Origin of the sequence: Sorangium sp. So ce590 (assembly GCF_051521365.1) — a bacterium.
In the GTDB taxonomy this organism is placed as follows: domain Bacteria; phylum Myxococcota_A; class Polyangia; order Polyangiales; family Polyangiaceae; genus Sorangium.
Genome location: NZ_CP150346.1, coordinates 11662623 through 11675149, shown reverse-complemented (window position 1 = coordinate 11675149; position 12527 = coordinate 11662623). Strand labels below are relative to the sequence as shown.

The following is a 12527-nucleotide window of genomic DNA, read 5'->3' as shown; positions in this document are numbered from 1 at the left end:
CGCGATCGGCGAGCGCCTCCCCGTCCTGCCCGGGGCCGTTACAGAGGGCTTTCTGCAGGGAGGCTCCCGCCGATCGGCCGAGCGCTGGGCGTCGTCTTGTCGCCGGATGGAGACCGGTCTTAACGACGCACCGGCATCAAGGGCTCGTTGCTTGAGTCATCGAGAAGCTCTGGGGTATCGACAGCGCCGTATTGAACTGGCACACGCCCTTGATCACGAAGTTCACGCCATCCTGCATCGCGCTCAGCCGCGCCACGCGCGCCTTCTGCTGCCGAGAATTGTAGCCCCAGTTCTCGTAGAGAGGGTCGTTGTAGAGGACCGCGTCCGCCGGGTACACCGCGCGGTACTCGCAATCTTGATCCAACGACGTCAGCTCCTCGTGAACGAGCATGTTGGAGCACGACGGCAAACCATAATCGGTGCACCATTTGACCGCGCTGATGCAGGTGTCGTTCCACATACTGCCCGCCTGCTCGACCCAGGAGAACGCGACCCTACCGCAGGGGACCTTCCTCAGCCCCGTGTTGAGCGTGACCTTGTAGACCAAACCCTCAGGGAGGGCCATGGCGCTGCCAGAGACCGACACGACCGCCGCAAAGGCGAGCGCCCAACGAGCAATCTTCTTCATGAGAAATACCTCCGAGGAATCGAATCTGTGGTGAAGTTTGATGCAGATACCTATCCAGATCGTCAGCCAAGGGATCCATGCCCCGGGGCCTGCGCCAGGAGAGCGGTGCCCGACGGGTGCGACGCGCGTTGTCGTCGGCCCGTCATGGCCACGCCCCCGGAGGAACCCGCCCCGAGGTCATGCCGCGAACAACAGGAGACTATTCTCCCCGCGGGCTCACGCAAGCACTTTTGACTGGCATCTTTCCGGTCGAAAACACGACGGAGATAGAACCAGAGAGAATAACGACACTCCTCGACTGTGCTCTCATACCCTCTGCCTGGAACGCACCCCATGGCGCTCCCACATCCAGCCGAAATATCACGCACCCGCGCCGCGAGAGGCGCTGTGCGGCGGCGCCGCGAAGAGCGGTCCAGGCCCGCGTGGCCGGGAGGACGCCGGCGCAGGCGCGCGCCGGGCGCGAGAGGAGGGAACACGGGGAACCCGCGCGGGGCCCACGCGCTCGATTCACGAGGCGCCTTGTGGGCCCTGCCCCTCCATGGGACGCCGATGAGCACCGCGGAGCCACACCGCAGGGCGGCGCGACGGAGCACGGCAGTCCCGCGATGATGGCATATCAAGAACTCGAGTCGTCGCGGCGCGCCGGGTTCGTCCCGGCCTCCCGGCGGCGCCCGGAGCGGGCGCGCGGCATGCCGGCTGGACGTGGGGCGCGGAGGCCCCGGACCCCCGGCGGCGCCGCTCGTCAGCGGAGCGTGACGGCCAGCCGGTAATCGAAGAGGGCCGCGGAGCCCGAGGCGCCCGACGCGGCGCGGACGCGGAGGAAGTACGTTCCCGCCGGGAGCGCGTGCGCCCCGGGGTGGCGCGGGGCGTCCCCGGTGCCGTCGAGGATCGAGCAGCTCCCCCGGCCGCCGTCGTCGTCGTCCGCGATGAGCGAGCCCTCCGCGTCGAGCAGCGAGAGCCGGCTGTCCATCTCGAGCGACTCGCACGTCTCCGCGCCGCCCTCGACGATCTCCGCGCGGATCGACCGGCCCTCGAGGAGGTCCACGGCGTAGACGTCGAAGTCGTCGCGCTCCCGCGTGCCAGCGATGAACACATCGGAGCCGACTGGCCCGTTCGCGTCGGCGGTGGTGCCGTTCGGCTCCTCCTCGGCGCCCGCGGGCGCGAGGATCTTCACCTGGAGGAGATAGCGCGGGATCGTCGCGCCGCCGTCGCGCGCCGCCGCCTCGACGTCGTATTCGCCGGCAGGCAGCCCCACGACGAGCGCCGAGCAGCCGCCGATGCCGCCCGCATACTCGGCGTCGGAGAGCCCCTCGTCGGTCGCGACCGGAGCCCCCTCCGCGTCGAGCACGCGGAGCGTCGTGACGATACCGCCCTCGCAGCCCGCGGCGGTGCCGTCGAAGACCTCGAGGCGCACGACCGAGGCGGCCGACAAGCTCAGGTGGAATACGTCCCTGTCGCCGCCCGCGGCGATGCTCGCCGCGACGAGCGCGTCGCCCGCGATCACGAGATCGCTCGCCCCCGCTTCAGCGGGGGTGTCGTTCGGCTCGATCTCCGCGGTCACCGCCTCGAGCTGGCAGGCGGCGCTGCACCCGTCGCCGCCCGCGGCATTGCCGTCGTCGCACCCCTCCGGCGCGTCGAGGAGGCCGTCGCCGCAGACCGCGACCCGCTCGCAGCGCGGACCGCAGAGCGCGCCGCCGTCGCACTCCTCCGCGCCCTCGCGCACGCCGTTGCCGCACGAGGCGTCGAGCGAGACGCGCAGCGTGTAGCGCGCCGCCGGCAGCCCGGGGAAGCCGCGGACGCGGACATAGTAGGTCCCCGGCTCCAGGCCGCGCGCCGCGGCGCCGCCCGGGCTCGTCGAGTCGATGAGCGAGCAGGCGCCGACGCCGCCGTCGTCGTCGGACGCGAGCACGGTCACGCCGTCCGCCGCGAGGAGCGAGAGGGCGGTGTCGACGCTGTCGGCGCAGCGCGCGGGGCCGCTCGAGTCGAAGGTCTCGATCCGGAGGTCGGATATCGTCGTGAGCCGCAAGGCGAAGAGATCGACATCGCTCTCCGGCTCGATCGCGCCGGACACGAGCGCTCCCGGCGCCACAGGGCCGTTCGCGTCGGCCTCGGCGAGGGTCGAGTTGGGCTCGATCTCGTCCGTCGCCCCCTCGAGCCGGCACGCGGCGTCACAGCCGTCCCCGCCTCCGGTGTTGCCGTCGTCGCAGACCTCGGGAGCGTCGATGAAGCCGTCGCCGCACACAGGGATGCGCTGGCACGCCGGCCCGCACGCGGCGCCGCCGTCGCACTCCTCCAGCCCCTCGACGAGGCCGTCGCCGCAGACGGTCGTCGTCCGAGCGCGCAGGGTGTATCCGGCGATGTAGCCCCCAGCGAACTCCTCGACGCGCACGTAATAGGTGCCCGGCAAGGCGATGGCGGCCTGGATGCGCGAGCAGGTGTCCTCGCCGCCGTCGTCGTCCTCGGCCATCACGTCGCCATCCGGCGAAAGGAGCTGCATCACCGTATCGATGTCGCGGCAGGAGGTCGGGCCGGACGTGTCGAACGTCTCCAGATCGAGGTCGGCCACGCCGGGGACGTCGATGGCAAAATAGTCGACCTCGCCCGTCGGATAGATCGACGCGGTGAACAGCGCGCCCATCGCGGTCGCCTGCCCCGGGGTCGCCTGTTCCAGCGCGTCGTTCGGCTCGACCTCCGGGAGCGTCCCCTCGAGCTCGCACGCGGCGCTGCAGCCGTCTCCGCTCTCGGTGTCGCCGTCGTCGCATGTCTCGGTGCCGTCGACGGATCCGTCGCCGCACACCTGGATCCGCGCGCACTCCGGGGAACACCCCGCGCCGCCGTCGCACGCCTCGGCCCCCTCCACCACGCCATCGCCGCAGAGCGCGGTGAACACGACAAGGAGGTTGTAACCGGGGATCGTGGCGTCGTTGCTGAACTCCTCGACGGACACGTAATACGTGCCCGCCTGGAGCTGGGTCGCCCAGGGGGCGACGCTCGCGTCGATGAGCGAGCAGGCCTCGGGGCCGCTGTCGTCGTCGCTCGCCAGCACCGTCGCGCCGTCCACGTCGAGCAGCTGGAGGAAGGTGTCGACCCCCTGGACGCACGCGCTCAGGGTCCCGGGGCTGAACGTGGCGAGCAGGATCTCCGCGCGACTCGGCACCTCGATGGCGAAGACGTCGACGTCGCCGAGCGGCTCGATCGCCCCGGAGACGAGCGCGTTCGGCCGGAGCGCGGCGCGCTCGTCGGCCTCCGCCGCGATGTCGTTCGGCTCGACCTCGGCCAGCGGGGTGTCCAGCTCGCACGCCGCGCTGCACCCGTCGCCGCCGGTCGTGTTCCCGTCGTCGCAGAGCTCCGGGCCCTCCAGCGCGCCGTCGCCGCACACCGAGGTGTCCAGCGTGAGCCAGAGCGTGTAGTCGAATGTCCCGGGCGGCGCTGTAGGGGAGCCCTGCACGCTGACGAGGTACTCACCAGGGCTCAGCCTCTCCAGCACCAGAGACGAACAGTAGTTGTCGCTGGCGATATCGTCGTGGTCCGCGAGGGTCGCCAGGCTCGCGTCGACGATCGTCACGTAGGTATCGACGCCGAGCGAGCTGCACGTCGTGCCCAGCGGGCCGTCGAGCGTCTCTGCCCTGATGCGCCCGATCGACCCATCGGGGACCGTCACAGAGAACACGTCCACATCGCCTTCGGGATCGATGAACGCGCGGATCCGGCCGTCGGGCGCGATGGCGAAGGCGTCATTGGCCGACGTGAGGCGGTCGTTCGGCTCGACCTCGCACCCGGGCTCCACCTGACATGCGCGCGAGCAGCAATCGCCGTCCTCGCTGCCGCCGTCGTCGCAGGTCTCCGAGCCGCCCAGCGCGCCATTGCCGCACCCGTCGGTGCACGTGCTCGGCGCCCCGGCGCATGCGAATCCGGGCTCGATCGCGCAGCCCGGGTCGCACCCGTCGCCGGCCGTCCGATTCCCGTCGTCGCACCCCTCGGCGGGCGCGTCGACAGCCCCGTCGCCACACACCGCGCCGGGCGCGCCGCCGCTGCCCCCATCGCCGCCGCTGCCGCCTCGGCCGCCTTCGCCGCCGGCGCCGCCGCCGCTGCCGGCGGGAGGCGCATCAATCTTGCTGCGGTCCGCGGTGACGAGCAGCTCGCACCCGCCCAGGGCCGGAGCCGCCAGACCAAGGAGCAACGGAAGCACGGTCCTGTGATCGAAAATCATGAAGTCTGAGGCCTCGGCTCGGCTTGATCATGGCAATCGCGGCTATCACGGTAGGAGCGTTACAGGCTCTCCGAGGCGCCGCGACCGGCAGCAGACCGACGCCCCGCCGTCGCGTCAAGGGACAGCGCGCGTGCCGTGCCTCAGTACGTCACGACGACCGTCTTGCGCAGGTACTCGTCGCCGTCGATCTGGGAGAGCATGAAATGCGCCACGTCCTCGCGCGAGATCGTGGGACCACCGAAGACGTAGCCGCCCAGCGGCAGGTGGTCGACGCTGGCGCGGTACTCCTTTGTGAGCCGTCCATCCGTGAGCTTGGAGGGGCGCACGACGGTCCAGGTCACATCGCTCCGGCGGATGGCGTCTTCCATGCGCGTCATGTCGGAGTGCCGGTTGCGGAGCAGCGGCTTGACCAGGAGCCGGAACCAGAGCGCGCTCTGCTGCTCCTCGCCGATGCCCGCCGAGGTGACGGCGATCAGGCGGCGGACCCCGTGCTCCTTCATCGCGCGGAGGACATTGGCGATGCCCTCGGAGTAGACGCGCGTCGGCCTCATGCCGCGCGCCCCGAGGGCGGAGAGGACGGCGTCGTGGCCGCGCACGGCGCGCGACACCTGCTCGGCATCCATGATGTCGCCCCGGAGCGCGCGCAGCCGCTCGTGGTGCGGGACAGGGAGGGTGGCCGGCGTGCGCGCGAATGCGGAGACCTCGTGGCCAGCCTCCAGGGCCTGACGGACCAACGCGGCGCCCGTGCCCCCGGTCGCCCCCAAGATCAGCAGTCTGCTCATGTGCCGCCAGCTTACCCGGTCTGCCGCGGCGGGTTCAACACGCGCGTCGTGACGCGCCGCGGAGGCGCGCTGTCGCTCACGCTCGCCGCGTGAGCGAATCCTGGGTGTGCTCACAAGACGACACTGGCAACCCCCGACTCACCGATACGAATGATCCCCGAACCTCGTCCTGCGTCGTGAGGCCGCAGGCGCGCCGCCGGGGGCGGGACGCCGGCCTCATCCATCGAGATCTGCCCGGGATCCGGGCGAGCGGCGCTCCGCCCGTCAGGCGCCGAGCCGCAGCCACGCGACGACGCCGTGGTGATCCGAGCCGGAGAACGGCGCCCGCTCGCAGCGCGTGATCGTCCACCCCTCCCCCGGTTGAACGAAGACATAATCGATGCGGCGCAGCGGCAGGCCCGCCGGCCAGGTGCCGCCGGCCTTGCCGGGGTGCGCCTGCGTCCAGGCGTCGAGCCAGCGGCCGTCTCCGGCGCTCGCCTGGAGGTAACAGACCGCCTCCTCGCTCGGGAGCGCGTTGAAGTCGCCCATCAGGACGGCGCCGAGGCTCCTCGATTTCTCGCGCTCGCGCGTGGCGAAGCGGACGAGCTCGCGCACGGTGCGCGCCCGCGCGTGCCTCGACAGCGAGAGGTGGGTGACGAGCACGTCGATCACCGCGCCCGCGTGCCGGATCGCGGCGCGCAGGACCACGCGCTGGCTGTCGCGCTCGAACGGGTCCTCGCGATCGAGCGTGAGCGCCTCCAGGGAGTGTTCGAGCACCTCGATGTCCTCCCTGCAGAGCAGCGCGACCCCCTCGCACTCGCCGCCCGCGGCGACCCGGCCGGGCGCGAACCAGGCCCTGTATCCGCCGGCGAGCCGCGAGAGCTCGCCGGCCTGGCCGAGATCGCCGCTCGCGCCCGGTGCGTGCACCTCCTGGAGCCCGATGATGCCGGGGCGCAGATCGCTGATGAGCCGGGCCAGCATCGCCCGGCGCCGCTCCCAGAGGGCGGCTCCCCCCCAGATGTTCTGGGTCAGAATGACGAGGTCGCGATCCTGGCTCAAATGCCTCCTCCTCGGGCGTCAATCCGGGGATGTCTTGACCAGCTTGTCGAGGAGGCTCAAGGCCCCGTGAGCGAGCCAGTCAGCGGCCTTGCCCGGGAGCGACCGCGCCGCGAGCGAGCCCCGGGTCACCGGCCGCGAGCCCGCCCTGTCCCTCGAGAACAGGTCCGCCACCTGCGCGACGAACGCCGGATCGAACACGAAGAGATTCTCCTCGTTGACGGCGCTCAGGCGGCTCGGGTTCGCGTTGAACGTGCCTATCGTGCACCAGTCGTCGTCGACCAGCGCGAACTTCGAGTGCATGACACCCCGCTGGTACTCGAAGAGCTTGAAGCCGCGATCGAGCCACGCGGCGCCGCCGGTGTAGGCGTGGTCGTCGATCACGATGACGCGCGCGTGGTCCCGCGGCAGGAGCCCGCCGCGGGCGAGCCCGGGCGCCATCGGGCGGTAAGCGCGGACCTCGATGTCGCGGAAGATCGACCCCAGCACCGCCTCCATATCGGGCAGGAGGGCGAGCGCGTGCTGCGCCGTCAGGATCGGGCCGATGGGCTTCGACGCGCCGTCGCTCGCGGCGCCGCGGCCAGAGGGCGGCTCGCCCGGAGCGGGCGAGCTGCGTCCGTCGCCGACGGGGCTCAGCAACCGGCGGTCACGGGAGGTCATCGTCGCAGTGTGGAGGATGCGCGGGCGAAGGCGAGCGCCACCGGGTCTGCCGGGGCTGCGCCGCGCGCGCTGCGCAGGGGCAGCGGACGGGCGCGTCCGCTCACTTGAGCGAGAGCGGACCCTCGACGGCCGCGGCGCCGCCCTTCATCTCGTGCGAGTTGGGATCGTACTTCGAGGTGCACTTCGCCATCACGAGGCTCGCCTCGAAGTTGCCGTCCTGCTGGAGCGTGCCCTCGACGGTCACCTCGACGCCGCCGGCCGGAATGTCGCGGAAGGTGTCGGGAATGACGCACTGGGCGTAGCGCACCGGCAGCGCCGCCTGCGTGCCGTGGATCTGGAAGCGGTACTCGCAGGGGGTGTCGCGCTTGGCCAGCGTGCCGGGCACGAGCTCGCCCTCGACGCGGACCTTGCGGCCGACGAGCTTCTCCTTCGAGGTGAGCAGCTGATCGACCGGCGTCGCGTAGACGGCCGCTTCCTTGAAGCCGACGAGGAACAGGGAGACGAGCGCGCCCACCATGACGAGCAGCGTCGCGAGCAGGCCGAGGCTGCGCGACGCGCGCGGCCTGGTCGGCGGGCTCGCCGCCGCCGGCTTCACCACCGCGGGCGTGTCCTGCTGCTCCACCAGAGACAGCGCCTGAGCCAACTCTTCATCCAGCTTCTTGCTCATCGTGGGGACCCTTCAGGCACAGGCTAGCCCGCGCCCCCACAGGCTAGCCCGCGCCCCGCGACCGGTCGAGCGCCACCTGCACGGCTCGATCCCGGCCGGCGGCACCCCCGCGGCGCTGGACAACCCTACCGGACTTGTCCCTCGCGAGCGGACTGGACGAACTGGCGCGCCTGCTCGCGGAGGATCGAGACGCTCGCGGCGTCGTCGGCCGTGAAGATAATGCGGAGCCCGTCCGCCGCCTCGACGACCCTGCCGCGCGCGCCCATGCGGGCCATGTCGAACAGGCGGCAGCGCGTCACGATGTCCTCCGACGGCTGCTGCCCCGCCTGGCGGAGCGCGCCGAGGTGCGCGTCGAGCCGGCGAGCGAGCATGTCGAGCGACGTCGTGCTGGCGCCGGGGCTCGGCGTCATCACGATCTGCACGCCGCCCGGGATGTCCTCCGCCGTGACGCTCGACGACGCCGAGATCTCCTCGCAGAGCTCGTGCTCGTCCAGGCCGCCCGCGGCACCGTGGCGCGTCCGATCCTCCTCGGTGGGCTCGGTGGGGCGCCGACCGCGCTCGTCCGGGCCGGGCTCCGGCGCGCGCCCCGGAGCGGCGCCCGGCCGGCGCTGATCGGCGGCGTGCGGCTGCGGCTCGGCGGCGTAGGGCGCCTCGGACTCGAACGTCGGCGTCCTGCCGATCGGCTGGGCCGGCCGCCGCTCGCCGCCGCACCCGGAGGCGAGCGCGAGGAGCGCGACGGAGCCCAGAGTTACGTGCATGCGGAGAATCGACGCGTTCATGGAGGCCTCCTGGTGGGCTCTGGCGCAGGTCGGTCCCCCGCCCCGCGCGACATCGACCCGGGTCGAGCGGGTGCGCGGGCCGGCGCTCGATCCGATCCGACGGGCTCCTGGGGTCCTCCCGGCCGGCCTCGATCGGGCGGCGAACGCCGGCTCGGCAATCCTGCTCGCGCGAGTCGCTCAGCGCTGCCGCGCTGCAGGTGCCGTGCCGGCTGGCGGGATCTCGAGGCGCGCACCCTGCCGGCGCGTACCGGCACCGCGCTGCACGCCATGCTGTACAGCCAGACCGCCGGGCGAGCGGAAGCGATGCCGGCGAGCGATGCCGAGCAAAGCGCGAGGCCGGCGCTGCTGAGCAAAGCGCTCTCCTCGGCCGTGTCGTGCTCGCTGGGCGGAGCCGCCATGCGAGAGGGGGCGCGTGACGGCGCCCCGGCCGCCACGTCCACGGCCGCCGGGAGTCCAGCGTTCACAACGGCGTCGGGCGCGGCGGGCGCGCCGCGGGCGGGTGCAGGCGCGGGAGAGGGCGCTGGGCGTGTTCGGGGCTCTTTCATGGATAGGTATTCCGGCGAGACCGCCCGGATCGTTGCGAAATCGTACACCGGCTCGACACGACCGGCCGAGCGGGTACCGAGCGGAGGCCTCAGCTCGGCGGCAGCGTCACCGAACGGCGCCCTCACCGCACGGCAGCTTCGGTGAGGCGAGCCTCTCGGCCAGCGCCCTCCTGGCGCAACGCAGCCGGCTGGCGGCGGAACTGGGGTTCATGCCGCGCGCTCGTGCCCAGGCGACGAGGCTCAGGGGCCCGGCCGCTGCGAGGAGGACCTCGCGATGGCCCACGGGGAGCGCGGCGCGGGTGCCGCAGCGGGTCCGGGCGGTACCTGCATACTCGGATGGCTTCCCAGGCGCCGAGGAGCACCGTCTGGAGGAGATCCGCTCGGTCGCGGGCGGGAACGCGGAGGGAGCGGAGCAGGAGGGCGACGAACGGCCGCTCGGCCCAGAGGGCCTCGACCGACGGCGAGACCACCGGGTGGAGCGCCTCTTTCGGCGCGCTGCGTGCGCGGCGGCGCGGCCGGGATCCCGGCGCATCGAAGGACAGGCGGCGGCCCTCCCGCCGGGGAGGGATCGGCAATGGGGTCTTCATCGGAGCGGTTTCCTGGACTGCCCCGCTTCTCGCTGCACAATCGACGGGCCCGCGTATCCAGGGGGCGCCAGGGCGCTCGTTCTGGCGGCAGACGGGAGACGGGCGCACGACGGGGACAGCTCGAGCGCTCATGAAGGGCGGCGCGGGCTGTCGCTTGGCGAAAGATGAGAAAATTATCTCACTCTTGGCAATGCGATCGAACCGAAGAGGGTCTGCCCAGGGTTGGTCTGGCGGCGCCCTGGGGTTCCTGCCGGAGGCTCGGCTCCTCGGGGCACCCGCCGGACATGAGCGGAACTTCCTCCTCCGTCATCCGTCGCCATCCATACTATTTCCGGAAAGGTCCCCCGGATTGTTACGAACTCGTGCGCCGGAGCCGAAAAGGAATACACGAGGTTTACCGCCGACATCTCCCCCGAACCTGAGAGAGATGTCACCTGAGATCGGGACTGCGGCGGTGTTGCGAGGTGACCGGCGAACGGCGGCGTCCTCGCGCGATGAAGGGGAGCACCTCAAGGACGAATTGGCGGCCCCGCGACCGCAGCCCACGTCGAGGGCGCGCATGCGGGCGCCAATCCCTGCGAGCCGCGACCGGCTGGCCATGAGAGCCGCCCTTCTTCCAGCGCGACGGTGAGTTTATCGAATCGATCGCTCTGTGAATGCTCCATCGTTCAACTCTGCACGACGTCGTGGTGGAGAGCGTGCCCCGCTGCAGGCTCGAGAACGCACAAAAGCGCGCATTGCCCTCGAAAGAAAAAAATTGAACACCCGCGCGGGGCAGGTAATTGTTAAGCACCATGACAAAGTCGCCACGACTCGCGCTCGTCATCGCCACCGCGGCATCCCTCGTGCAAATTGGCTGTGCTGTGCTCCCGGAGGAGACGGCTGACGAGCCCATCGGTGCGGACCGGCAGGCCGCGCTCATGGGGAACGGGCTGACGTTCAACGGGTTGACGTTCAACGGGTTGACGTTCAACGGGTTGACGTTCAACGGCCTGACGTTCAACGGGCTTGTCATGGAGGAGCTCTCGGATCCGCTGGGCCGCATGCTGCTGTCCGCCATCGTGAGCTGCGCGCTCCCCGAGGGGGAGGCCATCGGCCTGAACATCGAGGGCGTCGACTATTCCTTCGAGGGCTCGGTTGGCCTCGCGCCCGCGTGGGGCGAGGACGACGGCGAGTGCGGCGACAACTGCAAGGCCGGCGTGTCCGCGTGCGTGATCTCCCGGGTCAACTACCTCGGCCAGAGCGTCATGGTCTCGGTCCGGGGGAAGGACAAGGCGCTCGCGAGCACGAGTGAGGAGCGCTCGGATTACACCGAGCGCGAGGGCGCCTATTTCGGGGACATCTTCGCGAACCCGCAGAAGCTCTATGCCTGTGTCGCGCCCGGCGCGTCGCAGATCCCGCGGGTGTGCGGGCCCTCCCTCCAGGGCTGCTCCCCCATCGAGGTGCTCGGGGACTGCGATGACGTCTGCAGCCGGGAGCTCGACGACGGCGCTTACGACAAGTGCAGGGATCCCTCCGGCAAGATGCAGAAGGGCGCCGCGACGGTGTTCCTGGCCCCTTAGTTCGAGCTTCGCGCTTCCGGCGCACAAGCCGGCGCGGCTCGGCTGAAGCGCACCGCGGGTCTGCTCTCGCGGACGTCGTCCGGTCGCTCGAGCAGCACGGGCCTCCCTGCCAGCGCGGGGGTCCTCACGCCCACCTCGACGCCACAGGCCCACGGCGGCCCCCGTCGCTGCTAGACTCCCCGCCTACCCTCTCGCGCCCGCGCTGAGTGAAAAGGAGTCGCCCCGGTGACCGACGAAGAGCTGCTGCTCGAGGCCGTCCTCTCCAGCCCCGACGACGACGCGCCCCGCCTGGCCTACGCGGACGCGCTGGACAGGAGCCTCGGCGAGGGCGCAGATCCCCATCCTCGCGCCGAGCTCATCCGGGCGCAGATCCTCCTCGCCAGGGAGAGCTTCGCGAGGCCCGCGGCGGGCGGCGCGGCCACCCCGTCCAGCGAGCTCGCCCGCCGCGTCGCCTGGCTCCGGGCCACGGATCTGGAGCGGGACCTCCTCGCCGCCCACGCCGCCTCCTTCGCGGGCCCCATCGCGGCCCTCGTCGATGCGTACACGTTCGACCGAGGCTTCATCGCCCACGTCACGCTGTCGGCTCAGGCCTTCCTCCAGCACGCCGCGCTCCTCTTCGACCGCGCCCCCATTGCCTCCGTCCGGCTCACCCGCTACGCGGACGTCGGCCCCGCGCTGTTCGATTCACCGGAGCTCGTCCGCGTCCGCGCGCTCTCGCTCATCGAGGATGGCCTCACGGACGACGACGTCGAGCACCTCGCCCGCTCGCCCCACATGAAGCGCCTCTGGTGGCTCGATCTCGGCTTCAATCCGGTAGGGATGCGGGGCATCACGGCCCTGGCGGCGTCCGTCACGCTTCCGCGGCTCAGGTACGTCGGCCTGACCGGCGCGCGCGTGGACCCGCGGGAGACCGCCGGCTACGAGGGGTACTCCATCAGCCACGTCGACCTCCCCAGGGAGGGCGAGGCCCTGGAAGCGACGTACGGCCACATCCCATGGCTCCATTTCAACACGGAGTCAGCGCTCGACTACCCTCCCAACCCGTGCCGGGCTCCCCCTCCGCCGTGACGAG

General features: G+C 71.4%; 9 protein-coding genes. 2 read left to right on the top strand and 7 right to left on the bottom strand.

Going from position 1 to position 12527, the window contains the following annotated elements; genetic code table 11:
* Positions 1 to 136: 136 nt before the first annotated feature.
* The 7 genes from WMF28_RS44325 to WMF28_RS44295 form a co-directional block, all read right to left on the bottom strand.
* Entirely contained in the window at positions 137 to 628 is a 492-nt protein-coding gene (locus WMF28_RS44325) for a hypothetical protein (protein ID WP_437599812.1), read from the bottom strand.
* Between the two features lie 742 nt (positions 629 to 1370).
* Complete coding sequence (locus WMF28_RS44320) at positions 1371 to 4838, bottom strand: DUF4215 domain-containing protein (RefSeq protein ID WP_437599811.1); 3468 nt, start codon at positions 4836 to 4838, stop codon at positions 1371 to 1373.
* A 140-nt stretch (positions 4839 to 4978) separates the two neighbouring features.
* Positions 4979 to 5620 carry an NAD(P)-dependent oxidoreductase gene (locus tag WMF28_RS44315; RefSeq protein ID WP_437599810.1) on the bottom strand — a complete coding sequence of 214 codons (642 nt, stop codon included), beginning with the start codon at positions 5618 to 5620 and terminating at the stop codon, positions 4979 to 4981.
* A gap of 264 nt (positions 5621 to 5884) precedes the next feature.
* Positions 5885 to 6658, bottom strand: a complete 774-nt coding sequence (locus tag WMF28_RS44310; RefSeq protein ID WP_437599809.1) for an endonuclease/exonuclease/phosphatase family protein — start codon at positions 6656 to 6658, stop codon at positions 5885 to 5887.
* Positions 6659 to 6676: 18 nt separating this feature from the next.
* Positions 6677 to 7315: a phospholipase D-like domain-containing protein gene (locus tag WMF28_RS44305; RefSeq protein WP_437599808.1), complete on the bottom strand. Its 639-nt coding sequence runs from the start codon at positions 7313 to 7315 to the stop codon at positions 6677 to 6679.
* 100 nt (positions 7316 to 7415) lie between these two features.
* Complete coding sequence (locus WMF28_RS44300; RefSeq protein ID WP_437599807.1) at positions 7416 to 7982, bottom strand: cytochrome c maturation protein CcmE; 567 nt, start codon at positions 7980 to 7982, stop codon at positions 7416 to 7418.
* 125 nt (positions 7983 to 8107) lie between these two features.
* Positions 8108 to 8761: a hypothetical protein gene (locus tag WMF28_RS44295; RefSeq protein ID WP_437599806.1), complete on the bottom strand. Its 654-nt coding sequence runs from the start codon at positions 8759 to 8761 to the stop codon at positions 8108 to 8110.
* A 1926-nt stretch (positions 8762 to 10687) separates the two neighbouring features.
* Between WMF28_RS44295 and WMF28_RS44290 the strand changes: the two genes are divergently transcribed.
* Both WMF28_RS44290 and WMF28_RS44285 read left to right on the top strand, forming a co-directional pair.
* Positions 10688 to 11455: a hypothetical protein gene (locus WMF28_RS44290; protein ID WP_437599805.1), complete on the top strand. Its 768-nt coding sequence runs from the start codon at positions 10688 to 10690 to the stop codon at positions 11453 to 11455.
* 225 nt (positions 11456 to 11680) lie between these two features.
* The gene (locus tag WMF28_RS44285) at positions 11681 to 12523 is read left to right on the top strand and encodes a TIGR02996 domain-containing protein (protein ID WP_437599804.1); all 843 of its coding nucleotides are present in this window, start codon (positions 11681 to 11683) and stop codon (positions 12521 to 12523) included.
* Positions 12524 to 12527 lie beyond the last annotated feature (4 nt).

Coding starts and splice junctions, on each gene's coding strand:
- WMF28_RS44290 (WP_437599805.1), top strand. CDS start 10,688: ATGACAAAGTCGCCACGACTCGCGCTCGTCATCGCCACCGCGGCATCC.
- WMF28_RS44315 (WP_437599810.1), bottom strand. CDS start 5,620: ATGAGCAGACTGCTGATCTTGGGGGCGACCGGGGGCACGGGCGCCGCG.
- WMF28_RS44300 (WP_437599807.1), bottom strand. CDS start 7,982: ATGAGCAAGAAGCTGGATGAAGAGTTGGCTCAGGCGCTGTCTCTGGTG.
- WMF28_RS44305 (WP_437599808.1), bottom strand. CDS start 7,315: ATGACCTCCCGTGACCGCCGGTTGCTGAGCCCCGTCGGCGACGGACGC.
- WMF28_RS44320 (WP_437599811.1), bottom strand. CDS start 4,838: ATGATTTTCGATCACAGGACCGTGCTTCCGTTGCTCCTTGGTCTGGCG.
- WMF28_RS44295 (WP_437599806.1), bottom strand. CDS start 8,761: ATGAACGCGTCGATTCTCCGCATGCACGTAACTCTGGGCTCCGTCGCG.
- WMF28_RS44325 (WP_437599812.1), bottom strand. CDS start 628: ATGAAGAAGATTGCTCGTTGGGCGCTCGCCTTTGCGGCGGTCGTGTCG.